Annotated in this window: 24 protein-coding genes; 13 read left to right on the top strand and 11 right to left on the bottom strand. The window is 74.3% G+C overall.

Going from position 1 to position 25,946, the window contains the following annotated elements:
* Positions 1 to 15 precede the first annotated feature (15 nt).
* Positions 16 to 1,746 (top strand): GAF domain-containing protein, encoded by a 1,731-nt coding sequence (locus ACF1BH_RS10495; RefSeq protein WP_391642016.1) that lies wholly within the window; start codon positions 16 to 18, stop codon positions 1,744 to 1,746.
* 133 nt (positions 1,747 to 1,879) lie between these two features.
* Here the strand turns inward: ACF1BH_RS10495 and ACF1BH_RS10490 are convergent, their stop codons facing one another.
* Positions 1,880 to 2,659 (bottom strand): response regulator, encoded by a 780-nt coding sequence (locus ACF1BH_RS10490; RefSeq protein WP_391642015.1) that lies wholly within the window; start codon positions 2,657 to 2,659, stop codon positions 1,880 to 1,882.
* A 253-nt stretch (positions 2,660 to 2,912) separates the two neighbouring features.
* On the bottom strand, positions 2,913 to 3,563 hold the full coding sequence (locus tag ACF1BH_RS10485; RefSeq protein WP_391642014.1) for a CBS domain-containing protein: 651 nt from the start codon (positions 3,561 to 3,563) through the stop codon (positions 2,913 to 2,915).
* A 215-nt stretch (positions 3,564 to 3,778) separates the two neighbouring features.
* Between ACF1BH_RS10485 and ACF1BH_RS10480 the strand changes: the two genes are divergently transcribed.
* The 3 genes from ACF1BH_RS10480 to ACF1BH_RS10470 all read left to right on the top strand — a co-directional run bounded on the left by ACF1BH_RS10480 (position 3,779) and on the right by ACF1BH_RS10470 (position 6,295).
* Positions 3,779 to 4,786 carry an Acg family FMN-binding oxidoreductase gene (locus ACF1BH_RS10480; protein ID WP_391642013.1) on the top strand — a complete coding sequence of 336 codons (1,008 nt, stop codon included), beginning with the start codon at positions 3,779 to 3,781 and terminating at the stop codon, positions 4,784 to 4,786.
* A 29-nt stretch (positions 4,787 to 4,815) separates the two neighbouring features.
* The gene (locus tag ACF1BH_RS10475; RefSeq protein ID WP_391642012.1) at positions 4,816 to 5,718 is read left to right on the top strand and encodes a universal stress protein; all 903 of its coding nucleotides are present in this window, start codon (positions 4,816 to 4,818) and stop codon (positions 5,716 to 5,718) included.
* 103 nt (positions 5,719 to 5,821) lie between these two features.
* Positions 5,822 to 6,295: a universal stress protein gene (locus ACF1BH_RS10470; RefSeq protein WP_391642011.1), complete on the top strand. Its 474-nt coding sequence runs from the start codon at positions 5,822 to 5,824 to the stop codon at positions 6,293 to 6,295.
* Between the two features lie 21 nt (positions 6,296 to 6,316).
* Here the strand turns inward: ACF1BH_RS10470 and ACF1BH_RS10465 are convergent, their stop codons facing one another.
* Entirely contained in the window at positions 6,317 to 7,171 is an 855-nt protein-coding gene (locus tag ACF1BH_RS10465; protein ID WP_391642010.1) for a dienelactone hydrolase family protein, read from the bottom strand.
* A gap of 254 nt (positions 7,172 to 7,425) precedes the next feature.
* On the opposite strand from ACF1BH_RS10465, the gene ACF1BH_RS10460 reads away from it, so the two are divergent.
* Together ACF1BH_RS10460 and ACF1BH_RS10455 are read left to right on the top strand one after the other, a co-directional pair.
* On the top strand, positions 7,426 to 8,748 hold the full coding sequence (locus tag ACF1BH_RS10460; RefSeq protein ID WP_391642009.1) for a chloride channel protein: 1,323 nt from the start codon (positions 7,426 to 7,428) through the stop codon (positions 8,746 to 8,748).
* 79 nt (positions 8,749 to 8,827) lie between these two features.
* Positions 8,828 to 10,060 (top strand): MFS transporter, encoded by a 1,233-nt coding sequence (locus tag ACF1BH_RS10455; RefSeq protein WP_391642008.1) that lies wholly within the window; start codon positions 8,828 to 8,830, stop codon positions 10,058 to 10,060.
* Positions 10,061 to 10,127: 67 nt separating this feature from the next.
* On the opposite strand, the gene ACF1BH_RS10450 is transcribed toward ACF1BH_RS10455, so the two are convergent.
* From ACF1BH_RS10450 to ACF1BH_RS10420, 7 genes are all read right to left on the bottom strand, one after another.
* A complete protein-coding gene (locus tag ACF1BH_RS10450; RefSeq protein ID WP_391642007.1) occupies positions 10,128 to 10,853 on the bottom strand; it encodes a type 1 glutamine amidotransferase domain-containing protein in 726 nt (241 codons plus the stop codon).
* 56 nt (positions 10,854 to 10,909) lie between these two features.
* Positions 10,910 to 11,971: a cupin domain-containing protein gene (locus ACF1BH_RS10445; RefSeq protein WP_391642006.1), complete on the bottom strand. Its 1,062-nt coding sequence runs from the start codon at positions 11,969 to 11,971 to the stop codon at positions 10,910 to 10,912.
* Positions 11,968 to 13,458, bottom strand: a complete 1,491-nt coding sequence (locus tag ACF1BH_RS10440; RefSeq protein WP_391642005.1) for a pyridoxal phosphate-dependent decarboxylase family protein — start codon at positions 13,456 to 13,458, stop codon at positions 11,968 to 11,970. Before ACF1BH_RS10440 ends, ACF1BH_RS10445 begins: the two co-directional genes overlap by 4 nt.
* On the bottom strand, positions 13,445 to 13,771 hold the full coding sequence (locus ACF1BH_RS10435) for a hypothetical protein (protein WP_391642004.1): 327 nt from the start codon (positions 13,769 to 13,771) through the stop codon (positions 13,445 to 13,447). The genes ACF1BH_RS10440 and ACF1BH_RS10435 overlap by 14 nt, the downstream gene beginning before the upstream one ends.
* 11 nt (positions 13,772 to 13,782) lie before the next feature.
* Positions 13,783 to 14,295: a hypothetical protein gene (locus ACF1BH_RS10430; protein ID WP_391642003.1), complete on the bottom strand. Its 513-nt coding sequence runs from the start codon at positions 14,293 to 14,295 to the stop codon at positions 13,783 to 13,785.
* A 94-nt stretch (positions 14,296 to 14,389) separates the two neighbouring features.
* On the bottom strand, positions 14,390 to 14,677 hold the full coding sequence (locus ACF1BH_RS10425) for a hypothetical protein (RefSeq protein WP_391642002.1): 288 nt from the start codon (positions 14,675 to 14,677) through the stop codon (positions 14,390 to 14,392).
* Positions 14,678 to 14,786: 109 nt separating this feature from the next.
* Positions 14,787 to 15,740 (bottom strand): DMT family transporter, encoded by a 954-nt coding sequence (locus ACF1BH_RS10420; protein ID WP_391642001.1) that lies wholly within the window; start codon positions 15,738 to 15,740, stop codon positions 14,787 to 14,789.
* 73 nt (positions 15,741 to 15,813) lie between these two features.
* Between ACF1BH_RS10420 and ACF1BH_RS10415 the strand changes: the two genes are divergently transcribed.
* Together ACF1BH_RS10415 and ACF1BH_RS10410 are read left to right on the top strand one after the other, a co-directional pair.
* The gene (locus tag ACF1BH_RS10415; RefSeq protein WP_391642000.1) at positions 15,814 to 16,755 is read left to right on the top strand and encodes a LysR family transcriptional regulator; all 942 of its coding nucleotides are present in this window, start codon (positions 15,814 to 15,816) and stop codon (positions 16,753 to 16,755) included.
* Positions 16,756 to 17,141: 386 nt separating this feature from the next.
* Positions 17,142 to 18,407 (top strand): MFS transporter, encoded by a 1,266-nt coding sequence (locus ACF1BH_RS10410; protein ID WP_391641999.1) that lies wholly within the window; start codon positions 17,142 to 17,144, stop codon positions 18,405 to 18,407.
* A 39-nt stretch (positions 18,408 to 18,446) separates the two neighbouring features.
* Here ACF1BH_RS10410 and ACF1BH_RS10405 read toward each other — a convergent pair whose 3' ends face one another.
* Complete coding sequence (locus tag ACF1BH_RS10405) at positions 18,447 to 20,417, bottom strand: fumarylacetoacetate hydrolase family protein (RefSeq protein ID WP_391641998.1); 1,971 nt, start codon at positions 20,415 to 20,417, stop codon at positions 18,447 to 18,449.
* A 32-nt stretch (positions 20,418 to 20,449) separates the two neighbouring features.
* Here ACF1BH_RS10405 and ACF1BH_RS10400 point away from each other — a divergent pair, with 32 nt between their 5' ends.
* From ACF1BH_RS10400 to ACF1BH_RS10380, 5 genes are all read left to right on the top strand, one after another.
* Positions 20,450 to 21,046, top strand: a complete 597-nt coding sequence (locus ACF1BH_RS10400; RefSeq protein ID WP_391641997.1) for a TetR/AcrR family transcriptional regulator — start codon at positions 20,450 to 20,452, stop codon at positions 21,044 to 21,046.
* Complete coding sequence (locus ACF1BH_RS10395) at positions 20,953 to 21,498, top strand: Tm-1-like ATP-binding domain-containing protein (RefSeq protein WP_391641996.1); 546 nt, start codon at positions 20,953 to 20,955, stop codon at positions 21,496 to 21,498. The genes ACF1BH_RS10400 and ACF1BH_RS10395 overlap by 94 nt, the downstream gene beginning before the upstream one ends.
* A gap of 60 nt (positions 21,499 to 21,558) precedes the next feature.
* Positions 21,559 to 23,703 (top strand): ATP-binding protein, encoded by a 2,145-nt coding sequence (locus ACF1BH_RS10390; protein WP_391641995.1) that lies wholly within the window; start codon positions 21,559 to 21,561, stop codon positions 23,701 to 23,703.
* 165 nt (positions 23,704 to 23,868) lie between these two features.
* Positions 23,869 to 25,188, top strand: coding sequence for an SUKH-4 family immunity protein (locus ACF1BH_RS10385; RefSeq protein ID WP_391641994.1), 1,320 nt, complete (start codon positions 23,869 to 23,871; stop codon positions 25,186 to 25,188).
* Between the two features lie 143 nt (positions 25,189 to 25,331).
* On the top strand, positions 25,332 to 25,802 hold the full coding sequence (locus ACF1BH_RS10380; RefSeq protein WP_391641993.1) for a hypothetical protein: 471 nt from the start codon (positions 25,332 to 25,334) through the stop codon (positions 25,800 to 25,802).
* Positions 25,803 to 25,946 lie beyond the last annotated feature (144 nt).

Below are 25,946 nucleotides of genomic sequence, written 5' to 3'. Positions count from 1 at the left end.
CGGGCGGAGGTGGCGATGGGGACCGGTGACCCGCAGCGGACGAGCAGGGTTCCGCGGCTGCGGCTCGACGAACTCCTCGACGAACTGCGGGTACGCATCGACGAGGTCCGCGGCGTCCGGGACCGGCTCGACGGGCTCCTCGACGCGGTCATCGCCGTCGGCGCGGAGCTGGAGCTGCCCGAGGTGCTGCGCGGCATCGTGCAGGCGGCCGTGACGCTGGTGGACGCCCGCTACGGCGCGCTCGGCGTCATCGGCGACGACCGCCGGCTCGCGGAGTTCGTCACGGTCGGCATCGACGACGAGCTGCGGGCCCGCATCGGCGACCTGCCCTCCGGCCACGGGCTGCTCGGCGAGCTGATCCGCGACCCGCGGCCGCTGCGCCTGTCCGAACTGGCCGGGCACCCCGCCTCGTCCGGATTCCCGCCGCACCACCCGCCGATGCGGTCGTTCCTCGGGGTGCCCATCCGCGTCCGCGACGAGGTCTTCGGCAACCTCTACCTCACCGAGAAGCGCGACGGCGCCGACTTCGACGACGAGGACGAGGCGGTGGTGACCACCCTCGCCGTCGCCGCCGGTTTCGCCCTCGACAACGCCCGCCTCTACGAACAGGGCAGGCTCCGGCAGCGGTGGCTGGCGGCCGGTTCCGATCTGACCCGCGCGCTGCTGTCCGGGGCGGCGGAGACCGAGGTCTTCGACGGGATGCTGGCGCGGGCCGTCGACATCGCGGGCGCCGACACCGGGGTCTTCTACCTCGTCGGGCCCGGCGGCGGCATACGCGGTTCGCTGGCCCGGGGCGAGCGGGCCGGGGACCACCGGGACGTGGTGTTCACCGGCGCCGAGGGGACGCTGGCGGCGGCCGCGCTGGGCTGCGAGGGGCTGGTCACGGTGGCGGACGCGGAGCGCGACGGGCGGGTCACGGCGCAGCCGGACCGCTGGCCGGGCTCCGGTCCGGCGGTGGCCGTCGCGGTCGGGACGAAGGAGCGTCCGAGCGGGGTGCTGATGCTCGCGCGGCGGCGCGGACGACCGCCCTTCACCAGCGCCGAGGTGGCCCCGCTCCCGGGCTTCGCCGACCGGACGGCGCTCGCCCTCGAACTGGCCGCCCGGCGCCGGGACGCGGAGCAGGCGAGCCTGGTGGAGGACCGCGACCGGATCGCCCGTGACCTGCACGACCTGGCGATCCAGCGGCTCTTCGCGACCGGGGTGACGCTGCAGGGCGCGCGCCGTTTCGTGGACCATCCGGAGGCGGCGGACCGGCTGGCCCGGGCGACCGAGGACCTGGACGCCACCATCAAGATCATCCGCTCCACCATCTTCGGCCTCCGCGCACGCGACCCCTCCGACACCGCCCCGAAGCTCCGCAACCGGGTGGTCACGGCGGTGGACGCGGCCGTACCCGTCCTCGGCTTCACGCCCGCCCTGCGGATGGAGGGCCTGCTCGACACGGAGGTACCGACCGGGGTGGCCGAGGAGGTCGTCGCGGTCCTCGGCGAGGCGCTCACCAATGTGGCGCGCCATGCCCGGGCCCACCGGGCGGAGGTCTCCGTCGTCGTCGGCGACGGAACCCTGACGGTGACGGTGGACGACGACGGCGTCGGCATCCCGCCCGACGCCGCCCGCAGCGGCCTGCGCAACCTCGCCGAACGGGCCGATCTCCTGGGCGGCTCCCTCACCGTCCGCGAACGGCCCGGGCCGGGCGGGGGGACGGCCCTGGTCTGGCGCGTGCCGTTGGTGCCGGAGGAGGAGTGAGGGCGCGGCCGGCGCGGCCGGGCCCGGCGGGTGGCGTACGGCGGCTGCCCGGCAGCCGGCCGCCCGGCTGTCAGCTGCCCGGCGTGACGGTCCGGAGCGGCGCTCCGCGGTGGTGTCCCGGCGGTGGGGCCCGTCAACCGTGCCCGGGGCGGTGGCCGTGGAAGGGCGCGTGCGGCGGAGGTTGCGGGTGTCCCTGCGGGTGTCCGTGGAGCTGCCCGTGGTCCTGCGCCTGTGCGTGTTCATGGGCCTGAGCGGCGAGGACCGCGGCCTGGACGCGGCGTTCCACGCCCAGTTTGCCCAGCAGCCGGGAGATGTGGTTCTTGACCGTCTTCTCGGAGAGATGGAGCCGGTTCGCGATCTGCCGGTTGGTGAGCCCCTCACCGATCAGATCCAGCACGGCCCGCTCCCGCTCCGACAGCACCGCCAGCCGCTCCTCCTCCGGCGCCGCCGCCTCCCCGGGGCCCCGGAGCGAGCGCATCAGCCGGGCGGTGGTGGCCGGGTCCAGCATCGACTGCCCGGTGGCCACGGTCCGTACCGCCGCTACGAGATCGGCGCCCTGGATCTGCTTGAGCACATAGCCCGCGGCGCCCGCCATGATCGCGTCCAGCAGGGCGTCCTCGTCGTCGAACGAGGTCAGCATCAGACAGGCGAGGCCCGGCATCCGCGAACGCAGCTCCCGGCAGACGGAGATCCCGTCCCCGTCGGGGAGCCGGACGTCCAGCACGGCGACATCGGGCCGCAGCGCGGGCCCCCGCGCCACCGCCTGGTCCGCGGTCGCCGCCTCCCCCACCACCTCCATACCGGGCTCGTCGTCGATCAGGTCGCACAGTCCCCGGCGGACGACCTCGTGGTCGTCCACGAGGAAGACACGGATGGCGGTATCGGCGGTCGGCGTGGTCGGTGTGCCGGACATGACGCCCCCTGCGAGCGGTACGGACCTACCCGTATTGTCCGCCTTCCACCGGTCCGGGACAGGGAAGGGACGCGCGCGGAGCCGACGCCGGACAGGCTTTCGGCGTACGCCGGGCGGGCCCGCTCTCCCCCGGGTGGGGCCGACCGGCCCATGCCCGGTACGGGCAGGCCGGCGGAGGAGGGTGGGAGGCCCGTGCCGCACCGGGCGCCGATTTTCCGCGCGGCGGGCGCCGGTGACGCCTCACGCCCTCAGCTCAGGCCCCCACCCGTACCCGTACGTCCTCCGCCACCGACACCACCCCGTCGACCCCGGCGCACATCCGGGTGAGGACGGGGATCAGGAGCGCATCGGCCACGGTGCCGTGGAGCGCGACCTGGCCCTCCCTGACCTCGGCGGTGACGCCCGCGGCGCCGAGGCGGGCGAGGCGGCCGACGACCTCGTGGGAGATCTCCTCCTGGATCGCCTGATCCCGCCGGAGGAAGACCCGTAGCAGGTCGCTGCGGCTGACGATGCCCAGCAGCCGGTCCGTCTCGTCGACCACGGGGAGCCGCTTGACGTTCTGCACCTGCATCAGCCGCGCGGCCTCCACCACCGTCCACTCCGGGTGCGCGCAGACCGCCGGGGCGGACATGAACTCCCCCGCGGTGCGGCCCTCGGCGCGCTCCCGTTCCCAGGCCTCCAGGTGCGGCAGCGGGGTGCGGCCGGTCAGATCGGAGCGGTCGGCCACCTTCCGCAGCAGATCGGCCTCCGAGACCATCCCGGCGGGCCGGCCGAGACCGTCGAGGACGGGGACGGCGCTGACCGCGTTGTCGGCCAGGATCCGCGCGACCTCCTTGAACGGCGTCTCCAGCCGGACGGTCACCACCTTCCGTGTCATGAGTTCACCCACCGTGCGGTGTTCCATGACTGCTCCTTTCCGCCGCGGCGCCCGCGTGGGCCCGCCCCTTCAGCATGGCCGGGCGGGCGCCGCCACGGCATGAGCCGGTCGGCCCTCCGGCCGGGTCCCGGGCCGGGACCTGCGGCCCTGGCAGGAGCGGGCCGGAGCGGCGACCCTGGAGGAGAACCGGCCGTGCCCGCCGGAACCGGCCGTTCGCCGTCCGCTCCGTCCAGGAGGTGCCGGTGTCCGCTCCCCCTCTCGACGACACGCTGGTGAAGGCGCTCGTCGCCGACGCCGTCACCGCGCCGTCCCAGCACAACGCCCAGCCCTGGCGGTTCCGCTACACCCGGGCCCACCGCACGCTGACCCTCGCCGCCGACCCCGACCGGGCCCTGCCGCAGGCCGACCCCACCGGCCGCGGCCTCCACCTGGGGTGCGGCGCCGCGCTGCTGAACCTGCGGGTCGCCGCGGCCCACGCCGGACTGCACGCGGCGCCCACCCTGCTGCCCGACCCGGGACGGCCCGACGTCCTCGCCTCCGTACGCCTCGGCACTCCCGCCGGCCCCGGTGACCCCGGCCCCGTCGACCCCGACCTCGCCGGTCTCCACCCCGCGGTCCGCGCCCGGCACACCAGCCGGCTGCCGTACAGCGACCGGGAGATCCCGCCGTCGGTACGCGCCGCGCTGCTCGCGTCGGCGGCGGCCGAGGGGGCGTCGCTGACCTTCCTGACCGGCCCGCACCGCGAGACCGTCCTCAACCTGATCGAGCAGGCCGAGGGCTACAACCGGATGGACGCGGCCCGCGACGCCGAACAGCGCCGCTGGACCCGCGCGAGCTCCTCCGGACAACCGGCCGACGACGGCGTCCCCGAGTACGCCTTCGGCCCCCGCCCACAGGACGCGGCGACGCCGGTCCGGGACTTCGCCGGGCGGCAGGCCCGGCCGGGCCGCGCCTTCGCCACGTTCGAGCCCCACCCCCAGCTCGCGACGTTGAGCACGCCCGGCGACGCCCCGGTCGACTGGCTGCGGGCGGGACAGGCGCTCCAGCGCGTCCTGCTGCGGGCCACCCGCCGCGGACTCGTCAGCTCCTTCGCGACCCAGCCCGTCGAATGGCCCGACCTGCGCTGGATCCTCCGCGACCCGGTGACCGGCACGGGCCACGTCCAGATGATCCTGCGCCTGGGCTACGGCCCGGAGGGGCCCGCGTCGCCCCGGCGCCCGGTGGAGCAGGTCCTGACGATCGTGCCGTGAGCGGCCCGCCCGCCGTACGAGGAGGAGCCATGGAACCGGAAGTGATCACCGTCGGGCTGGACGGCAGCGCCGAGAGCCTGGCGGCGGCCCGGTGGGCGGCCGACGAGGCCGAACGGCGGCGGGCCGTGCTGCGGCTGCTGCACGCCTGGATCCTGCTGGCCGCCGAAGGGCCGGACACCCCGCCGGACCGCGACCAGAACGCCGGGGCCAGGCGTCTCGTGGAGGAGGCTCTGGACGAGGTCCGCGCCGACCATCCGGACCTGCGGATCATCGAGGACCTGGTCGGCTCGGAGGCCGTACCGGCGCTGCTGCGCGCGGCGGAGGGATCGCGGCTGCTCGCCCTCGGTTCCCGGGCCCTCACGGCGTGGGAGAGCTATGTCCTCGGCGACGTCAGCCTGGAGGTGGTGGGCCGGGCCGGGCGTCCCGTCGTGCTCGTCCGGGAGGGCTGGTCCGGGCGCCCGGCGTTCCGCGGGGCCGAGGCGGAGGACGTACCGGTGCCCGCCCCGCACCTGGTCGTCGGGATGGGGCTGAAGGGCCCCTGTGACGCCCTCCTCTCCTTCGCCTTCGACGCCGCCGCCCGCCGTGATCTGCCGCTGCACGCCGTGCACGGCGTGGCCCTGCCCGTCACCGCCTACGCGCCCTGGGGCATCGACCCCGACGCCGCCGGTCAGTTCGTCAAGGAGCGGGATGAGGTGCTGCGGGAGACGCTGCGGCCGTGGCGGGAGCGGTTCCCCGGCGTCGAGGTGGCGGTGACGGTGCGGACGGAGAACCCGACCCGGGCCCTGGTGCACAGCGCGCCCGGGGCCGTCCTCCTGGCGGTCGGCCGCCGGCGGCGGCGCGCCTTCGCCCCCCGGGTGGGGCCGGTCGCGCACGCCGCGATGCACCATGCGGTCTGCCCGGTGGCGGTGGTCCCGGACGAGGAGGCCGCCTGACGGTGTCCCGCTGCGCCGGGGCCGGGTGTGACGGAAGCTGGGGGAAGGGCGTGCACGGGCACGCCGCTCCGGTGCGCCGGAGGCCCGTCCCGCGGAGGTCGCCATGGAGAACCGGCAACAGGACCACGGACGCATCGTCGTGGGTGTCGACGGCTCGGAGCCGTCCCAGGAGGCGCTGCGCTGGGCGCTGCGCCAGGCGGAGCTGACGGGGAGCACCGTCACCGCGGTGATGGCGTGGGAGTATCCGCCGCTCTACGGTTCGGTCGGCTGGATGGACACGCCCCAGGACTTCCGGGCGTCGCTGGAGCAGTCGGCGGGCCAGGAGCTGGACGAGGCGCTCGCGAAGGCCGTCCGGCCGGGGTCCGGGCCGCCGGTGGAGCGGTTCCTCGGGTACGGCACGGCCGCCGGGGTGCTGCTGGAGGCGGCCCGCGGCGCCGATCTGCTGGTCGTCGGCAGCCGCGGGCGCGGCGGTTTCACCGGGGCGCTGCTCGGCTCGGTCAGCCGGCACTGCACGGCGCACGCCCCGTGCCCGGTGGTCGTCGTCCGCGGGATCGAACCGGCGGAGGACGGGAAGTAGCGCGCGGGGCACGCGCGCCTCTCAGCCGGCGCCCCCGCCCTCCGGTACGGCCGGGCGCTCCCCCAGCAGCCGGGTACGGAAGAGGTCGAGGACCTGGTCGAGGGCGGCGCGGGTCGGCTGGCCCGGGGCGTCGATCAGATGCTCCGTCACGACGGAGTGCGGTGCGGCGACGGCCTCGGGGTTGGCGTCCTCGTCGTCCAGTTCGACGGCGACGAACGCGTCCCCCAACTCCCGGCGCAGCGCGGCGAACCGCTCCCCCGGTACGAAGCGGTCGCCGCGGAACCGCATCCCGAGGACGCGCAGATCGCCACGGGCGCAGCGGTCCTTGACGACGGCCAGCTCCGCCGGGGAGATGTCGAGGGCGCAGCGGCGCGCGGCGGTGACCGGCAGCGGCAGCGAGGGCTGGGAGAGGACGGGGGCGAGCAGCCGCTCGTCGGTGGCCATGGCGAGGGCGAAGCCGCCGGTGGCGCACATGCCGATCGCGCCGACGCCGGGGCCGCCGCACCGCTCGTGCTCATGGGCGGCGAGCGCCCGCAGCCAGCTGACGACCGCGGAGCTGCGGCCGGTGGCGAGCAGCGTGAACTCCCGGCTCACACACAGCTTCAGGAACGTGGACCCGACGTACGCCCGGGCCCGCAGCGGGCCGTGCGCCGACGGGTGGGGGTCGCGTCCGGGGACGCCGAACAGGACGGGCAGCACGGCGGTGCACCCCAGGGCGGCCACCCGTTCGGCGAACCCGAGGACCTTGGGCGTGATGCCCGGCATCTCGGACATCACGATCACGGCGGGTCCGGTGCCGCGGCGCAGGACCTTCCGGGTGACGCCGTCGTGCGTGAAGGTGGTGCGCCCGAATCCTTCGAGCCCGTGATCCGCCATGGTCGTCTGCCCATCCGATGGAGTCGCCGATACCGCGTACGAGGAACCGCGCCCCTGGGGGCGCATGCCCCGACGGTGCCAGCGCCCCGCCGTCCGTGTCCTCGTTTTCCCGCGTGTGCGACGTACGCCACGTGGTCGTGCACCGGCGCGCGGGCACGACACGCGCGCCGGGTCCCGCCCCGCGGGCGCCGGGCCGGGAGACGATGCCGGGCAGGGCCCGGCAGCGGCGCCGGGACCTGCCGGGAAGGCGGGCGATGGGCGCAGAGCGAATCGGACGGGCCCGGGGCGGCGGGGCGGTGGAGCAGCCGAACCTGGTCGCACCGGCGGATGTCCCGTCGCTGTCCGCGCGGTTCTGGGTGCTGGTGGTGGCCACCGGGGTGCTGGCGGGGTTCGCCGGCGCCGCGCTGATGGCGCTGCTGCACGCGGCGGCGCATCTGACGTACTCCTACCGGTCCGGCAGTTTCCTCGCCGCGGTCGAACGGGCGGGCGCCGGCCACCGGGTGGTGGCACTGGCCGCCGCCGGGGTGGTGGCCGCCGCCGGCTGGTGGCTGTTGCGGCGGTGGACGGGGCCCGGCGGTTCGGAGGTGAGCACGGCGCTCTGGCGGGACGAGGGGCGGCTGCCGCTGCGGCGCAGTCTGGGGACGGCGGTGCTGTCCGTGGTGATCGTGGGCATGGGCGCGTCGCTGGGCCGGGAGGCCGCGCCGCGGCTGGCGGGGGCGGCGCTCGCGTCCCGGCTGTCCGACTGGGCCCGGCTGGACACCGCGCACCGCAGACTGCTGGCCGCCTGCGGCGCCGGGGCGGGTATGGCGTGCGTGTACAACGTGCCGCTGGGCGGGGCGCTGCTCACCCTGGAGGTGATGCTCGGCGTCCTGTCGCTGCGGCTGGCACTGCCCGCGCTGGCCACCTCGTGCCTGGCCACCGCGGTCTCCTGGACCGTGCTTCCGACGGGGCCGACCTACCGGTTGCCCCAGGTGCCGCTGTCCACTTCGCTGCTCGTGTTCGCCGTGGTGATCGGCCCGTTCGCCGGGTGGGTGGCGGTCGGCTGGGTGCGGATGATCCGGATCGCGCACGGGCGGCGGCCGACGGGGTGGGGGCTGCTGATCGGGCCGCCGCTGGTGTTCACCGCGGTCGGGGCGCTGGCCGTGCCGTACCCGGAACTGCTCGGCAACGGCAAGGACATCGTCCAGCTCTCCCTGGACGGGCAGTTCGGCGTCGCCACCCTGGTGGCGCTCTTCCTCCTCAAACCGCTCGCCACCGCGGGCAGTCTGGGCAGCGGCGCCAGCGGCGGGCTCTTCACCCCGACGCTCGCCATCGGCGCGCTGCTCGGCTCCCTCGCCGGGCAGGGCTGGACGCTCACCTGGCCGGGCCCGGCCGCGGGCTTCGCGATCATCGGCGCGGCGGCCGTCCTCGCCGCCGCGATGCAGGCACCGGTCGCCGCCGTCGTCCTGGCGCTGGAACTGACCCGCACCCTCGACGCGCTGATGGTCCCGCTGCTCCTCGCCGTCAGCGGCGCGGTGCTGGTCTCCCGCCGGCTCGACACGCCGTCGCTGTACTCGGTGCGGCTGCCCGCCCAGTGACCGGGGGCGTACGGCTCCGGGCGCGCGCCCGGCGTGGCGTGGCCGCGCCGCCGGGCACCGCCCGGTAGGACACTTCCCCATGGACGACCACACCGGACAGCCGCCGCCGGAGGGCGGGCGGAGCGGCTGGTACAGCGCCGGGGTCGGCGGCGTCGGCGCGGCGAGCTTCTTCAGCGACTCCGGGCACGAGATCGCCACCGCCGTGCTGCCCGGCTTCCTCACCGCCACCCTGCACGCCTCACCGGGCGTGCTCGGGGTGGTCGAGGGCGTCAGCGATGCGCTCACCGGGGTCGCCAAGCTGGCGGGCGGCCCGCTGGCCAACTCCCCTGCGCGCCGGGCCCGGATCGCCACCGGCGGCTATCTCGGCACCGCGCTGGCCACCGGCGCCCTCGGCCTCGCGCAATCCGTGTGGCAGGTCGGCGTCCTGCGCGCCACGGCGTGGGCCTCGCGCGGCATCCGGTCGCCGGCCCGGGACGCGCTGCTGGCCTCCCTCGCCCCGCCGCACGCCTACGGACGCGCCTTCGGCCTGGAGCGGGCCGGGGACAACCTCGGCGCCGTCGTCGGCCCCCTCCTCGCGGCGCTGCTGGTCTCCCTCATCGGCATCCGCGCCACGCTCTGGTGTGCGGCGCTTCCCGGTCTGCTGGCGGCGGTGGCCATCACCTTCGCCGGGCGCGAGGCCCGCCGCACCCTCGCGGAGCCGTCCGCCCGGCGCCGTGTCCGGCTCCACCTGGGCGATCTGCGCCGCGCCGGGATGGCCCGTGCGCTGCTGCCCGTGGCGATGTTCGAGATCGGCAACATCGCCGTCACCCTGCTCATCCTGCGCGCCACCCAACTCCTGCACCACGGTGCCCGCGATCTCGCCGCCGCCACCTCGCTGGCCGTGCTGATCTACGCGGCGCACAACGCCCTCGCCGCCGCCGTCGCCTACCTCGGCGGCCACTGGATCGACCGGGCGGGCCCCCGCACCGCCTTCGCCACCGGCGGCGCCCTCTACCTGGCGGCGTACGGCATGTTCGCCGTCCCCTGGCACGGCTGGCCGCCGCTGCTGGCCGCCTTCGTGCTGGCGGGCAGCGGCATCGGGCTGGTCGAGCCCGCCGAGTCGACGCTGGTGGCGGGGATGCTCCCGGACGCGCTGCGCGGCAGCGGGTTCGGTCTGCTCGGCCTCGTCCAGTCCCTCGGCGACTTCGCTTCCTCGGCCGTCGTCGGCCTCCTGTGGACGGCCTTCGGCCCGGCGGTCGGCTTCGGCTACGCGGCGGCCTGGACCGGGGCGTCGGCGGTGGCGGTGTGGGCGACCGGAAGCGGACGGCGGTGACGCCGGCGGACGGGGCGGCCCGGGGGCCGGGCGCCGTCCGCCGGCGTCACCGCCGTGGGGGGCCGGCTCAGGCGGCGGGCGGTTGCGCGCCGTTCAGCCGGGCCAGCAGCCGCTCGGCGAGCGGCCGGGCCGAGGCCGGGTTCTGGCCGGTGAGCAGCCCGCGGTCCTCCACGAGGTGCTCCGCCCAGGGCGCCGGCCCGGACGAGAAGTGGGCGCCCTGGCGGACCAGCGACTGCTGCGAGGTCCACGGCAGGACGTCGAGCAGCGCCACGTCCTTCTCCTCGGCGTCGGTGAACGACGTCATCCGGTAGCCGCGGAAGAGCCAGTCGCCCTGCGCGTCGGTACAGGACAGCAGCGCGGCGGGGCCGTGGCAGACCGCCGCGACCGGGCGGCCGGCCCGGTGGGCACCGGCCAGGACGCGTCCGCAGTGCGGGTCGCACCAGAGGTCGATCATCGGGGCGTAGCCGCCGGGCACGAAGACGGCGTCGAAGGCCTCCCCGCGGATCTCCTGCAACGACGCGGGGTCGGCCAGCCGTTCACGGTGTCCGGCCACGGCGTCGCGGAGCGCCTGGCACTCCTCCGGGGACAGGCCGGTGCCCTCCGGGGTGAAGCCCGACGGGTCCGCCTCGGCGGGCCGCCCGTCGGGGGTCGCCGTGGTGATGTCCACCCCGGCCCGGTCGAAGACCGCCAGCGGTTCGGTGACCTCCTCGGGCCAGAAGCCGACGGGCCGGGTCCTGCCGTCCGTCAGCGGCATCCGGGTGGCGGCGGACAGCATCACGAGAATGCGGAGCATGAGTCTTCCTCTCTCACGGGGCCCGGGGCCCGAAGGCCCCGGGCGGTGCGGGTGGTTCAGGACCCGTCGAACGGTCCGGCGTCCTCGGCGTACAGGCCGAGGGCCCGGAGGAGGGGGGACTCGTCGGCGGAGAACAGCACGGCTTCGCCGGTGCCGCTGCGGTTGGTGTGGTGGTGGCGCGCCCAGGAGGGGACGCAGAAGGTGTCGCCCGCCGACCACTCGAAGTCGGTGCCCTCGATGGTGGTCGTGCCCGTGCCCTCGGCGACGACGTACACCACCGCACCGGTACGGCGGTGCGTCCGGGTCCGCTCCCCGGCCCGGAGGAGTTGGAGCCGGCAGCCGGTGGTCGGGGTGACCGGGCCGCCCGTCGCCGGGTCGGCGTACTCCAGCACCACTCCGTCGTGGGGGTCGTGGTGGCCGGCCCGGGCGGCGTTCTCCAGGGCCTCCCGGCACTTCTCCCACGGGTAGGAGTACAGCGGGGAGCCTTCGTGGCGGCGGCGGGTGTCCGGCAGCAGCAGCCCGCCCCAGGTGGCGTGGGTGTCGCGGCGCGGGGTGGTCGGCAGGTGGGTGCCGTCGGGGTGGAGTTCGAAGAAGTTGGCGCCGAGCGTGTTGACCAGCGGGTCGTTGGTGAGGTCCTGCCAGATGACCAGGCCCTCGTCGGCGTCGTTGCCGTGCTCGTGCCAGCGGCGGCTCGGGGTGATGACCACGTCCCCGGCGCCGACCTCGATGCGGTCCCCGTCGACGGCCGTCCAGCCGCCGTGCCCCTCGTGGACGAAGCGGACGGCCGACGCCGCGTGCCGGTGACAGGTCATCGACTCGTGCGGCTTGAGCGCCTGGAGCCCCGAGTAGAGGTGCCCGCAGGCCGCCTCGTACTCCCGGTGCCCGGGGTTGAGATGGGTGAGGACCCGGAGCGCGGCCGCGTCGCCCTTGACGAACTCGGCGGCCTCCAGCACGAACGGCCGCAGGTTCGCGTACCGCCACATGCAGGGCAGGGACCTGGGCGCCGGGGTCCACGGCAGGTCGTCGTTGACCGCCGACCAGCGGCCCACGGCGTAGAAGGTGCCGAGGCGTTCGGCGAAGGTGTCCGGGTCCACGGTGGTGGGGGGTGAGGTCGTCACAGGTCGCCGCCTTCCCGCCGCGCCGCGTCGGTGAGCTCGTCCCAGAGGGCGTCGACGTCCTCGGCGCGGGTGTGGATGTTGCCGATCGAGACGCGGATGACGTAGCCGTCGCCGGTGACGGTGTGCGAGACGAACGAGCGGCGGCCGGCGTTGACGCGGTGGTGGATGCGGCGGTTCAGGTCGTCGGTCTCCGCGCGGTCGAGGCCCTCCGGCGCGTACCGCAGACAGACCAGCGGGAACGGTGTGTGCCCGTTGGTGACCTGCCAGTGCGGGGCGGTCCCGGCGGCGGTGCGCAGCCGGTCGGCGAGGCCCGCGGAGGCGGTGAGGCGGGAGGCGATCCCGTCGGTGCCGAAGCTCTTGAGGATCCACCACAGCTTCAGCGCCCGGAACTGCCGTCCCAGCTGCAGGGAGTAGTTCATGAAGTCGACGCTGCCGTCCTCATGGCGCGTCGTCAGGTACTCGGGGACCAGCCGGAAGGTGTTGGTCAGCGCGTCGCGGTGGCGGGAGAGCAGGGCGCTGGCCTCCATCGGGCAGAGCAGCACCTTGTGCGGGTTGGCGACCAGCGAGTCGGCCACCGCCAGCGCGGGCAGGTGCGGCCGGACGGGGTCGGCCAGCCGCCAGAAACCGCCGTACGCCGCGTCGACGTGCAGCCAGACGCCGTGGCGGGCACAGAGTTCGGCGATGTCGTCGAGCGGATCGATCCCGCCGGTGGAGGTGGTGCCGACGTTGGCGACGACGGCGAGCGGGCGGTATCCGTCCGCCAGGTCCGCGCGCAGCCGGGCGTCGAGGCCGGCCGGGTCCATGCTTCCGTCGGGCCGGGCCGGCAGGCGCACCACGTTGTCCAGCCCGAGGCCCAGGGTGATGGCCGCCTTGTCGATGCTGCTGTGCGTCTGGTCGGAGGCGTACACCCGCAGCACGGGCCCGCCCGCGAGGCCGGTGCGGCGGACGTCGAGACCGGTGAGGTGTTCGCGGGCCGCGGCGAGGGCGTACAGCGTGGCGAGGGAGGCGCCGTCGACGAGTACGGCGTCGCCGTCGGCCGGGTAGGACAGCATCTCGCAGAGCCAGCGCAGCACGGTGGACTCCACCGCGGCGGCGGCCGGTGCCGCGTCCCACAGCATCACGTTGACGTTCAGGGCCGCCGCGGCGGTCTCGGCGAGGATCGCCGGGCCGCTGGAGCTGTTGGAGAAGTACGCGTGGAAGCGGGGGTGGTTCCACTGCGTCAGGTGCGGCCGCACATCCCGCCACGTCTGGTCCAGGACGTCGGCGAAGTCCTGCGGGCCCGTCGGCAGCGGCTCGTCGAAGAGCTGGTGGATCTCCTTCGCCGACCGGTCGGTGGTCACCGGCTGCGTGCGTAAGGAGGCGAAGTGCTCGCCGAGGCGCTTGAGGAGCAGCTGCCCGTTGCGCTCCAGCTCCTCCGGCGTCCAGTCCCCGACCGCCGCCGGGGGCGTACCGCCGGACGGCGCGGCGCGGTGCTCAGTGGTGGTCATGGTCGACCTCCACCGGGAGCTCCACCGCGTAGCGGACCTCGCGGGGACGGGTGCAGTACTCGGCTATCAGCGGCTCGACCAGGGCCTCTTCGGACTTCAGCAGATCGGCGTGGTCCTCCGCGCTGCGCCAGGGGTAGACCCAGGTCACGATGCGCGGGTCGTTCCGGTCCTGGAGGAAGGTGGCGTGGCCGTTCCAGCCCGGGTGGTGGTGGGCGTTGTCGCCGAGCGCGTCGTCGATGAGCTGCATGGTGCGGGTGGCCTGCGCCGCGGCCTTCTCGGTCAGGTACCAGGTTTCCACGATGGTGAAGGACATGGGCCTCTCCTTTACTTTCCGCTGGTGGCGAAGTATTCCTGCAGCAGGGATGTGCCGCCCGGAACGAATTTCTCGCAGATGAGCTTGTGGTTTGCGCGGTTGCGCGACTGCTCCCGCCACAATTCGCGGGCCGCCTCGTTCACGTCGTCCGGCGCCCGGCCGTCGCGTGCGGCCTTCTTCAGCGGGGTGCGGACGGTTTTCAGCAGACCGAGCATCCGCTCATGGTCGGCGTTGAACTTCCCGGAGAATCCGGGGCTGACCCACGGCGGCTCCATCGCAGGTCGCAGCAGGCCGTGGTAGGCGCCGACGGGGAAATCCGACGCGTACCGCATCGAGGCGGTGGAGGCGCGGTAGAGGCGGATGAGGGTCTCCAGCAGCCGCCGGCAGGTGGGCCATTCCTCGTTGTCGAGTGCGGTGTTCAACGCGAGGAGATGGGAGTTCATCATCGTGAGGTGGAGATGGAAGACGTGATGACCGAGTTTCCATCTACGGATGGCGATTTCCTGGTCGCTGGTCAGTTTCATGCCGACATCCCTTGATCTCGGCACCCGATTCCGGGCACCACTGAAGTACGGAGGTCACGGTGAACTTTCGAGCGGGCCGCGCTGAGGAAATTCGCTACCGGCCGGCGGTGAGCGCCAGGGCGTGCTGGAGGAGGAGATTCATCCCGTCCAGCAGATCGGCTCGTTCCGCCTCGCCCAGACTGGAGTCGCGCAGGTCGTCGGCGACCTTACGGGTGACCGCGAGGGCCTGCCGGGCCCAGGCGGCGTCGGAGACGTCGTCGTAATGGATACGGAAGAACGCGTCGTACTCGTCCGGGCCGCTGAGCTTCCCGGGAGCCATGCCGTCACGGGGCAGGCTCACCGGGGCGATGAGGCCGTGGTCATCCGCCGATAAGTGGTCCATCTCTTTCCCTTTCCAGTGCGGGCACGCCTTCGCCCACGCCGTCACGCGCGTGGGGGGGGCGCACCACAGGCTTTCCGAGGGGGGTTACCGGTCCGTTCCGTCGTGGTCCCTACGCGGGACGCGCCGCCGGCTTCGTCCGGGGGGTGCGGTTGCTGGTCCACACCGCCGCGATCACCAGTGCACAGCCGCCCAGTTGGACCGGCGTGGGCGTCTCGCGGAGGATGAGGAGGGCGAACGCGATCGCCATGACCGGCTGGAGGAGCAGCAGCGCCGCCGCGGTGTTGGGCGGGAGCTGCGGCCCACCCTTGCTGATCAGCAGCCAGGCCGCGACCTGGCCGAGGAGGGCCAGCGCCACGATCCAGCCCCACGAGGCGGCCGGGACCGCCAGCGGCAGCCCGGTCGTCAGCAGGCTGATGGCACCGGAGCTGACCGTCGCCGCGGCCGTCGACACACACACCGGCGTCACCACGTGCCCGGGCGAACTCCGGCCGCAGCGGCGGATCAGGTACAGGTACACCGCATAGGCGCTGCCCGCACCGACGCCCAGCAGCGCCCCCCGCACGGGGTGCACGGCCTGCGCGCCGGAGTCGACGACGCCGCCCGCCAGCGTGATGCCCATCAGCATCAACGGACAGGCCAACAGGAAACGGCGCGTCACCCGTGTGCCGTCCCAGACCCGGGCCAGCAGCGGGAAGACGATCACCTGCACGTTGATGAGGACGGTGGACACGGCGGCGCCGATGTCCAGAATGCTGAGTGTCCACATCACGTAGTCGGCGCCGAGGAACACGCCCGCGAGGATCGCGTTCCGGTGCAGCGCGGTGGGCATCCCGCCGCGCCGGCGGAGCTCGTACACGCACATCGGCACCAGGGCGAGCAGTGCGACGGCGCAGCGCAGGAAGGCCGCGGTGCCGGCGTTGACGTCGGCCAGCTTGACGAAGACGGCCGACATCGAGAGGCAGGCAGCGCCTCCGATGATCAGGGCAGCTGCCTTCGTCTGGGTGCCCGACGTCTCCGGGGCACGCTCGGGGGCGGGGGTTCGGGGCTTCGGTGCGGCTTCCACGTCAAGCAGCCTTCCACTCGGAAAGCGACAGCACTACTTACTGTTTGTTCGCTGTATTCATTAGCCTTCGCACATGGTGAGTTGGGAGAGAATGCGCGTCTTCGACGCGGTGGCACGACTGGGCTCGGTCCGGGCGGCCGCCGAGGCCCTGCACGTGACGGGCCCCGCCGTCTCACAGCATCTGCGCCGCCTGGAGCGCGAGGTCGGCTGCGCCCTCGTCGAACGTGATGGCCGGGGCATCCGGCTCAGTCACGCCGGGAGGGTCCTGGCCGCGTCCGCCGGCCGGATGGCCGAGACGGCGTCGCAGGCCGACTCGGACCTCGCGGCGATCAGCGGCCTGGTGGCGGGCCCGCTGCGGGTGGGCGCGGTCGCCTCGGCGTTACGTTCGCTGCTTCCGCAAACCCTGCTGGCCCTCACGGAGTCCTATCCGCGCCTGGAACCCGAGGTTCAGGACGGCGAGGCGTCGGACCTGCTGCCGGCTCTGGAGGCGGGCTGGCTGGACGCGGTGGTGATGGAGAGCTGGACCCACGCCCCGGCCCGCATCCCCCCGGGCGTCCTCACCCACCCCTTGGTACGCGAGAACGCGCTGCTGGCCGTCCACGACCGCCACCCGCTCGCGCATCTGGCGGAAGTTCCCCTCAGCAGCCTCCACGGCCTCGTCTGGACGAGCTGCCCCACCGGCAGCGACACCCATCAGGCCCTCGTCGAACTGCTGCGCCGCCACGCGGTCACCGACATCCGGGTCCGCTACTGCGTCGCCGACTACAGCACCCAACTCCAGCTGGTGGCCGCCGGCCTCACCACCGCCCTGATCCCCCGCATGGCCGTCCCCGACCACCACCCGGGCGTGCGCCTCATCCCCTGCCGCCCGGCGGTCACCCGCACCGTCTGCGTGGCTACCGCCCCCCGCTCACAGACCCCTGCCGTCCAGGCGTTCATCGCGGGGATGGCGCGCGCGGCCCACGGGATGACGCCGGGGCAGCCGCCGTCGACCGAGCCGGGGCGGTGCCCCTGACGGGGAGCCGGCCCGGAACTGACGGCGGCACACCACGGCCCGGCGGTTCGGCGCTCCGTGACGTACGCCGTCGTGCCGACCCCTGCCGGGGGCGGCTGCGGCGACGCTGCCGCACAGCCGTCCGGCGGTGGTACGACCTGAAGGGAGGGGGACAGGCGAACGGGTATGGTCGGTGGAGTTCCTGAGAACGCGTGTCGGCTCACGACGTGCCCGTGCCGGTGCCGTCGGCGCTCGTCGGTCACACGATCGCCCCGGAGTGCCCTCCCACCGACGGATGGGGCATGAGGGCCGGCGAGGCCGCCACCGCGCCCGGCAAGGTCCACGCCCGCCGACCGCTCCATCCGCCTCCTCCGTCGGCCACGGGCCGGCGCAGAAAGCAACTGCCCATGACTCGCGCGAAAACGTCCGTCATATCCGCCCCCGGCATGGCGCACCTGCTCCTGCTGGTGTTCTTCTGCTTCGCGGGCTTCGCCCTGCTGCTGCCGGTCTCCCCGCAGTGGGCCGTGCACGGCGGCGCCGACGAGTTCGGCGCCGGACTCGTCACCGCCACCCTGATGGCCACCACCGTGCTGGCCCAGCTCCTCGTCAGAACGGCGCTGCGCGGGCTGGGTTGGACCCGCACCCTCGCTCTGGGCGTCCTGCTGCTCGGGCTGCCCGCGCCGGTGCAGGCGCTCGGCGACAGCCTGTGGGCGGTCCTGCTCACCACCGCCCTGCGGGGACTCGGCTTCGGCGTCATCACCGTGTGCGGCTCCACCGCCACCGCGACCCTGGCTCCTCCCGGACGCCGCGGGGCGGCCACCGGCCTGTACGGCCTGGTGCTCTCGGTGCCCCAGATGGTGCTGGCCCCGGCGGCCCCGGCGCTGGCCGCGGCGCTCACCCTCCCGGTGGTCATCGCCTGCGGTGCGCTGCCCGTCCTCGCCCTGCCGTTCACCCGCGGTCTGGGGCGCGCGGTCGACGCCCGCGCCCAGGCGCCCGCGGCGGAGCAGACGCCGGCGGGCGCCGACCCCACGGTCAGGGTGCTCCGGCGCATCCTGCTGCCGCTGGTCACCCTGCTGTTGGTGACCTCGGCCGGCGGCGCCGTCCTGACGTTCGCGCCGCAGTTCGCGGGGCGTCCGGCGCTCGCCGTGACGGCCCTGTTCCTCTTCACCGCGACCGCCGCGGGCGCCCGTTGGGTCTGCGGCGTTCTGGCGGACCGCTTCGCGCCGCGCCCGTTGACCTGCACGCTTCTCATCGGCGGCGGCGCCGGACTCGCGCTCGTCGCCGTCGCCGTCCGCTCCGGCCACCCTCCGCTCGCGCTGCTGTCGGCCGGTCTCCTCCTGCTGGGGGCCGCGTACGGGGGGCTGCAGAGCCTCACCTTCGTGCAGGCCTTCGACCAGGCCGGGCCCGGGAACCAGCACACGACATCCGTCGCCTGGAACATCGGATACGACTCCGGGACGGGGCTCGGGTCCCTGCTGCTGGGCCTCGCCGCACAGGTCGCGACCTTCTCGGCGGGCTTCACGGTGCTGTCCGCCGCCATGGCGCTGGTCGCGGTCGTGGTCCTGACGGCAGGAACCCGGCCGCGCCACAAGCCCGCCGCGCCCGCCGCGCCCTCGGCGGACACGGCGGACACGACCGACCGCGGTACTTGCCGGCCGCTCTCCGACCGGTAGCCGGGAGAAGAAGGCCACCCCGCGCGGCCGGGCCCTCGCCTACCGCCGCCGCTGGCGCTCCCACTCCGCCATCAGGCCGAACAGGGTGAGCCGGTCGACCACGGGCTGGTCGGGGTGGATCTCGCGGTAGCGCCGGTAGATGTTGACCACGACCCGTTCGGCGTCGAGCCAGTCGGCGTACCCGGCGAGATCGACGCCGAACGCCGCCTCCTCGAAGCCGAACCCCTTGGCGTACGCGGCGTCGGCCTGCTCGACGACATGGCGGAAGTAGCCCCGGACGGCGCGGATCCCGTCCGCGTCCGTCACCGGGCCGTGGCCCGGCACCACGGTCGGGGCGCCGAGTCCGAGCATCGTGTCGCAGGCGTCGATCCACCCGGCGATCGGACCGCTCCACACGATGGGCGTGCACCCGATGAACAGCAGGTCGCCCGCGAAGAGCACCCCCGCGTCGGGGACGTGCACCACCGTGTCGGCCTCGGTGTGGGCGGGCCCGAGGTTGAGCAGCCGCACCTCGCGGCCGCCCACCTCCACGGTGAGCCGCCGCTCGAAGGTCCGGTCGGGCGTCCGCAGCCGGATGCCGCCGAAGTCGAACGCGGCGAAGCGCTCGCGCAGATACGGCGTGAGCACCGGCCCGAGGTCCATCACCTGGAGCGCCGCGGTCAGCTCCGGCGCCATCTCGGCGCGCATCTCGTGTGCCGTGCCCTCGGCGGCGATGACGCGGGCGGCGGCGGGAAGCAGCTGGCCGCCGTGGGTGTGGTCGCCGTTGGCATGGGTGAGCACGGCGTGGCGCAGCGGGTGGCGGTCGGTGACCGGCCGCATGCCGGAGAGCATCTCGGCGGTGAGCGGCAGATCGTAGAGCGTGTCGACCAGCAGGGAGGCGCCGTCGCCCGCGACCAGTCCGGCATTGCTCATGCCGTACCCGCCGTGCGGCAGCAGCCATGCCCAGACGCCGTCCCCGACCTGGTGGAGCCCCTTGGTGTAGGGCAGGGCGGAGGCGGCCGGGTTGGTCCGCGGCCGGCGGGGCGCGGCGGTGGGGTCGGGGCGGGCGGCGAGCGGATGGGGGGCGGCACCGGCCCGTACGGTCTGGCGTACCTCACCCAGCCCGTCGGCGCGCAGCGTCACCACATCGCCGTCCTTGAGCCAGCCGGGGAACGCCGCGAGGTCACCGAAGTCGAGATGTTCGAGCAGACAGCAGCCGGGAACGGTGCCCGACCCGAAGACGTCCCCCGGCCGCAGCTCGACCCCGCGGGAGGCGTACGAGACGACCTCGCCGAAGGTCCAGTCCATGGCGTCGGTGCGGCCCTCGCCGACCGTCTCGCCGTTGACCTCGGCCCGCACCCGCAGCGCGAGCCGGCCGTCCGGACCGAAGGGCAGCTCGTCGGGGGTGACCAGCCACGGCCCCAGCGTGGACGCGCCGTCCTTGCCCTTCGCCTGGCCGATCGCGAGCTGGCTCTCCAGCCCCTGGAGGTCGCGGGCGCTCCAGTCGCAGAAGAGCGCGTAGCCGGCGATGTGTTCCTCGGCCTGTTCGGGCGTCAGATCGCGGCCGGCGGTGCCGATCACCGCGGCGATCTCCAGCTCGAAGTCGAACCAGGCGCTGCCGGGCGAGATGGTGACGTCGTCGTGGGGGCCGATGACGGAAGCGGGATTGGCGAAGTAGAAGGCCGGGATCTGGTACCAGGTCGGGCCCAGCTCGCCCGTGCCGCCGGTCGCCCTGAGGCCGCCGCGCAGATGGTCGAGGAAGCAGAGGCAGTCCCGTACGGACGGCGGCCCGGGGACCGGGGCCCGCAGGGTGACGTCGGCGAGTGCGACGACCTCGGCGGGGTCGGCGAGTGCCCGGGCACCGGCCTGTCGCAGCGTGGGGCCGAGGAGTTCCGCCAGGGTCGTGCCGGGCGGGAAGGCGTGGATCAGATCGCCGTCGAGGACACCGGTCCGGTCGCCGTCGGCCGAGGCGTAGGTGACGAAGCGCAAAACGACCTCCTTCTGGCCGACCAACTCTGTGTTGGCCAACATAGAGTATGTTTCCTAGCACAGAAGGAGGTGTCGTGGCCACGCGACGAGAGCACACCAGCCAGGAGAGCAGCGAGCGGATCCTCAACGCTGCGGCGGAGCTGTTCGCCGAGAAGGGCTACCGGCAGACCACGTTCGCCGCCGTCGCCGAACGGTCCGGGATCAGCAGGGGTTCGATCCCGTGGCACTTCGGCAGCAAGGAGGGGCTGCTGCTGGCCGTGCTCGCACGCTCGGTCGACCTGATCAGCGCGGGCCTCGGCGAGGAACCGGCGGACGCCGACGGGACGGAGGCGGGCCTCGACCGGATCATCGACGGCGCCCACGCGCTGTGGGCGCTGCCCACCACCAAGCTCTTCGCCACCCTCCTGGTGGAGGCGTTGGAACCGGGCTCACCGATCCACGGCCGCTACGCCGAGATCCACCACACCCTGCGCGACCACTGCCGACGGCAGCTGGAGCACCTGCCGCTCCCGTCCGGGGTGTCCGCCGAGACGCTCGCCGCCGCGGTCATCGGCGCCGGGATCGGCATCCACCAGCAGTGGCTGCTGGCACCCGACCGGGTCGACGCCGAGCAGGCACTGGCCGCGCTGCGCGCGATGGTGGCGGCGGTGGTGACACCGGCCGGGACGTGACCGGCGCGACGGCGCCCCTCCCGCGCGGTTTCCGGCCCCGCACCTCCCGGGGTCCGGCCCCGGGCCGGACGCGCGGCGATCATCTCCCCGTCGGGACGGAACCCGGCACCGAGAGATCCGCGGTGGTGCGTCGCCAAGGAGGTCCCGGTGCGACGGTCTGTCTGCTGGGCACGGTGGACACGAAACACGAGGAGTACCGCCGGCTCCGCGACCGGCTCCGGGAGGCTGGGGTCGCGGTCGCCCTGGTGGACGCCGGCGGATACCCCGGCGGCCTCCCGGCCGAGGTGCCCGCCCAGGAGGTCGCGGCAGCCCGCGAGCCGAGCCCGAATGTCGCGTCAGGGCAGACCAGAGGCGTTGTCAGTGGGGTGCGGCATGATGCAGGTGCGCACGCTTCACGGAGGGGACCGCAGGCATCCCGGCGGGGTGCGGGTCGCCCCGTGCGGCGACCCTAGGATGAACGCGTACGGTCAAGGCGTCTTGACGGTGTGGACGGACAGGACAACGGGGGAACGATGACCAGCCCGACCCAGGCCCCGGAGCAGGCCGGAGCCCATGAGCCCCACCCCTACATCGGGGGGCGCTCCGCCGCCCTGCGCGCGCTCGCCGCATGGCGGAGCGAGCATCCGGACGCGCCTCGGGTCGTCATCCTGACCGGCAGTCCGGGCACCGGCCGTTCGCGGCTGCTCACGGGGTTCCTGATGCTCTGCGACCCGGAGTACCGCACGGGGCTGGAGCTGGACGCCTTGGACCCGGCGACCGTGCCTCCGGACCTGCCCGCACCCGCGGTGCCGAGTGTCGCCGGGCTGACGGCGACACAGACGCTGTGGCTGCTCGCCGATCACTACGGATTGTCCGCGACCCGCACCGCCGGCATCTTCCCCGAACTCGGCCGGCTCCCCTCGTCAGGGCGGCCGGTGACGATCGTCGTGCCGGATGTGGACCGGGCCGGTCCCGTGCGGGCGGCGGGTGAGCCCGCACGCCTGGTGCGGGAGGTGCTGAAGCCCCTCGCCGCCGTCGAGTCCGTACGCCTTCTCGCCGACGTGCCCCGGGAGTTCGCCGCCGAACTCGCCGAGGGCCTGCCGCCCGGCGTGGCCCGGATCATCGACCTCGACGCACCCGAGTGGGCCGACCCCCACGGGCTGGTGCGCCAGGCCGAGGCGCTGCTCAACCCCCGATTCGGCGCCCCGGAGCTGCCGTTCACGACCGCTCCGGACGCTCGGCGCACCCTCGCCGAGGCAATTGCCGGGCAGGCGGGAGACGGTGCGGGCAGCCGTCTGACCGTGCAGCTCGCCGTGGAGTCGATCCTGATGCGCCCGGAGGGGTTCGATCCGGAGGACACGGGCCACCTGCCCGGCAACGTCGGCGAAGCGCTCGATCTGCACGCCCGGCGGCTCGGCGCCCACCCCCGCACCCTGCGGCAGATCCTCGCGCCCCTCGCCCTTGCCGAGGGCGAGGGGCTGCCCGTGCAGCTGCTGACCCCGCTCGCCTCCGCCGTCGCCGAGCGGGACATGAGCGCGGAGATGGCGCGGGGCATGCTGCTCGTCGCCCCGTTCATCCGCCCCGTCGAGCAGGACGACGACGGCGTCCCCGAGGACGAGCGGACACTCGTGGGCCTGCGGCACCCGGGCATCGGCGAGACCGTCCGGGCCGGCATACCGGATGTTCCCGGCGCTCAGGCACGTATCGCGATGGAGCTGCTGAAGGCCGTCCCCCAGCAGGACTGGGGCCAGGCCGGGAAGTACGTACGCGATCGGATCGCGGGCCACACCCTGGAGGCCGGCCTGCTCCCCCAGCTGCTCACCGACCCCAATCTGTTCGTCCACGCCGAGCCGGTGCGGTTGCGCGCCGCGGTGGAGGCCGTCCCCCCGGAGCAGTTGGATGCCGCGGCGCGTACGTATCTGCGTACGGCCCCGCTGCTCACCCGCACCCAGGCGCCCACCGTCCTTCGGGCGGCGCTGCTGGAGACCGCGTTCGTCGAAGACGGACTGCCGGAGTACGCGGCGGTGCTGCGCCGGACGCTGCCCGGCCTTCCCTGGCACACCCTGTGGAGCGCACGGATCGCCGGGGCCGGGGCCGTGACCGTCGGCAGGCTGCGCCCGTCCGGGGCCGCGCCGGACAGCGCCGAGGAGGATCCCGCGGGGCAGGGTCCTCCGGAGCCGGCGCCGCTCGCGGTCGCCGTGAGCGTGGTGCCGCACGGCACTCCGGGTTCACGTCCGTTGCCGGCCGGCGCTGCCGAGGCCCCCGCCGTGCTGGTGCAGGATCTCGCCACCGGCTCCGTCATCGATGCCGACCCGGCCCGGATCCAGCGCCTCTCCGACGACGAGCGGGCCGCGGGGTCGTTCGGGTACAGCCGCGGTGCCGACTACGTACGCGTCTGGCGCCGCGATGAGCGGAAGGGCGGCGAGGAGGTCGTCACGGCCCTGCTCTCCGCCACGCCCTTCACGGGAACCGACCTCTCGCCCGAGGGCATCCTCCTGGTTGCCACGGCAGGCGGGGTGAAGGCGTTGCGGATCCGCCCGGCGCAGCCCGGTACGGCACCCGCTCGGCGCTCCGTACCCGACCCCCGGACCGCCTGGCCGGAGCCCGCGCCGGTCCCCGAGCCGGACGCCGCGCAGGCCCCGCAGGCCGGCGGGGCCGATGCCCACCCGACCGCCTGACACCGGCCCACCGCAGACCGTTAGCCTCAAAGGCCCGGAGCCTTACCAAGGCACCCGCATCGGACCGCCTGTCCCCAGGCCCGCCCGGACGAGGGCCGCGGGGTGCGCCCGGCACCGCCCCGGCCGCACCGGCCCCGTCCGTCCGAAGACTCGAAGGGAGTTCCCGTGATCAGCCAGGAGCAGGCGCTCGCGACCGCCGAGGGGTGGCTCAACCCCGAGGGGCAGGCGCGCCGTGAGGTGCGGATCCAGGAGTTCGATCTGGGCTGGGTGGTGTGGGCCGCGGCTCCGCCGCTCGAGCGTGACCCGGTCACGGGCAAGCGCCGGCCGCCGGCCACGGTCGGCCACGCCTGCGGTGTGGTCGACCGCCGCACCGGCGAGCTGAGCACCTGGCCGTCCGTGCCGGTCGAGGAGGTCGTGCGGAGGTATCAGCAGGAGCACGGCGGCGGCCAGGAGGCCGCGCCGCCCCCGCAGCCGCCGGTCACCGGCCCCGGCAACACCACGGTCCTCACCTACCTCGACCCGGGCACCGGCGAGGAGACCAGCCTCGTCAAGAACTCCGCCCCCGGTGAGCCGCATTCCGAGTACCAGGCGCTGGTGGAGCTCGACGACCTCGGCATCCCCCCGCGGAACGTGGTCGCGATCCACACCGACCTCAGCTCCAGCCTGCTCCCCGGCGGGTACCCGGGCGTGCTGCTCGGCCGCCGCTTCCCCCACGCCCGGTTCTCCTGCACACAGGATTACGGCCTGCGGGGCGAGGAGCGCGCCGAGGCGATCGCCGGGCTGATCCAGCACGTCGAGAAGGTCCACCAGATCGCCGGGCAGCAGGCGCCGCCCCGGCCGCACCGGGTGCCGGTGCCGACCGATGTCGAGCCGGCCGAGCCGCTCCGCGATGTCGCCCTGGGCCGTGAGCTGACGGAGACCTTCGGCGCCGACGACGTACGTCGCTTCGACGCCGACGACGTGGCGGGAACCCCGCTCCCCGAAGCCGCCAAGTCCACGCTGACCTGGGCCGGACTTCCGGCCGTCGTCCCGTTCTTCTTCACGGCCGACGGCCCGGAGGCGGAGCTTCCGGCGGGTCTGTTCGGCAGTGCCGCCGCGCATCTGCGCGAGGTCGGCTCCCAGGCGGGCGCGGACACCCTCGCGTTTCTGGACGGGCACATCAGGATCGGCACCGACGGGGTCGCGCTGATCACCGTCCAGTGCACGGGGTCCGCTCCGGAGGGTGAACCGGTCGGCCAGCTCTGGGCCGTCACCCCGGCGAACGGCGCGGGCCGCCGCGTCAACGCCTCGCTGTCCGCCTTCGTCCGCTCCCTGGCGCTCCTGGACACCACACGCGCGGAGATGGCCGGGCTCGACCCGGTCACGGCGGGCAGCGCCGTCGCCGACTTCCAGGAGCAGCTCGTCGCCATCGACGCATCAGCCCTGGACGACCCGAGGAACTGGTGGTCGGTGATTGTCGAGCAAATGTGGCACGGGTTGTTCTGATCGCCTTTCTCCCGCCCCACCGGCCCCGGCTGAGCCCAGGAGGTGAGGGCTTGTCAGTGCCTCTGGGTACGCTGACACAGACATGAAACGGACGTGCGACCGGCCGCTCGATGACGCCGGTCGGTGAAACGGGGGGCGTAGTCATGGGCAGCGAGTTCCAGAGCAGTCCGGAGACGCTGAAGGCCGAGGGGAGGAATTTCTCCGATATCGGCAGGGATTTCTACCAGGCGACCGTCAGGCTGAAGAACGGCCTGGCCGCGCAGGGCGACGGTGGCGGCGGAGGAGGCCAGCCCCCGAAGGAGACGACGTTCTCAAGCGTCGCCCACGACGCCTGGCAGGGCCTGACCACCTTCAGCGACAAGCAGGGCACCCCGCCCTGGGGGGACGACGAACTCGGCGAGAAGTTCGGCGTGGTCTACGAGGGCCTGCGTGACGGCATGACGGACTCGATGGACCACCTCGCCACCAAGCTCAACGAAATCGGCAAGGCGTTGGAGCGGATGGCGAAGAACCACGAGGAGAACGAGGACTTCAACGACGCTCTGATCAAGGAGCAGAAGCCGGCGAACCAGTTCGGCGGCGACGTGCGGGCTCTGAAGTCCGTCAGCACATGATCCGGCCCGCACCGCGGGGCGCCCGGCGCCCGTCAGCGGGTCGCCGGGCCGCAGCAGCAGGACGATCGCATGAGCCAGGGCGGCGTGTGCGCGCCGTACCGGAGACTCCATCGGCTCGGCTCCGGCTCGGCACCTCGATGTCCT

The organism is Streptomyces sp. NPDC014733, from assembly GCF_043083385.1.
Lineage (GTDB): Bacteria > Actinomycetota > Actinomycetes > Streptomycetales > Streptomycetaceae > Streptomyces.
Note: the sequence above shows the minus strand (reverse complement) of the source record. Positions and strands in the feature narration are given on the sequence as shown.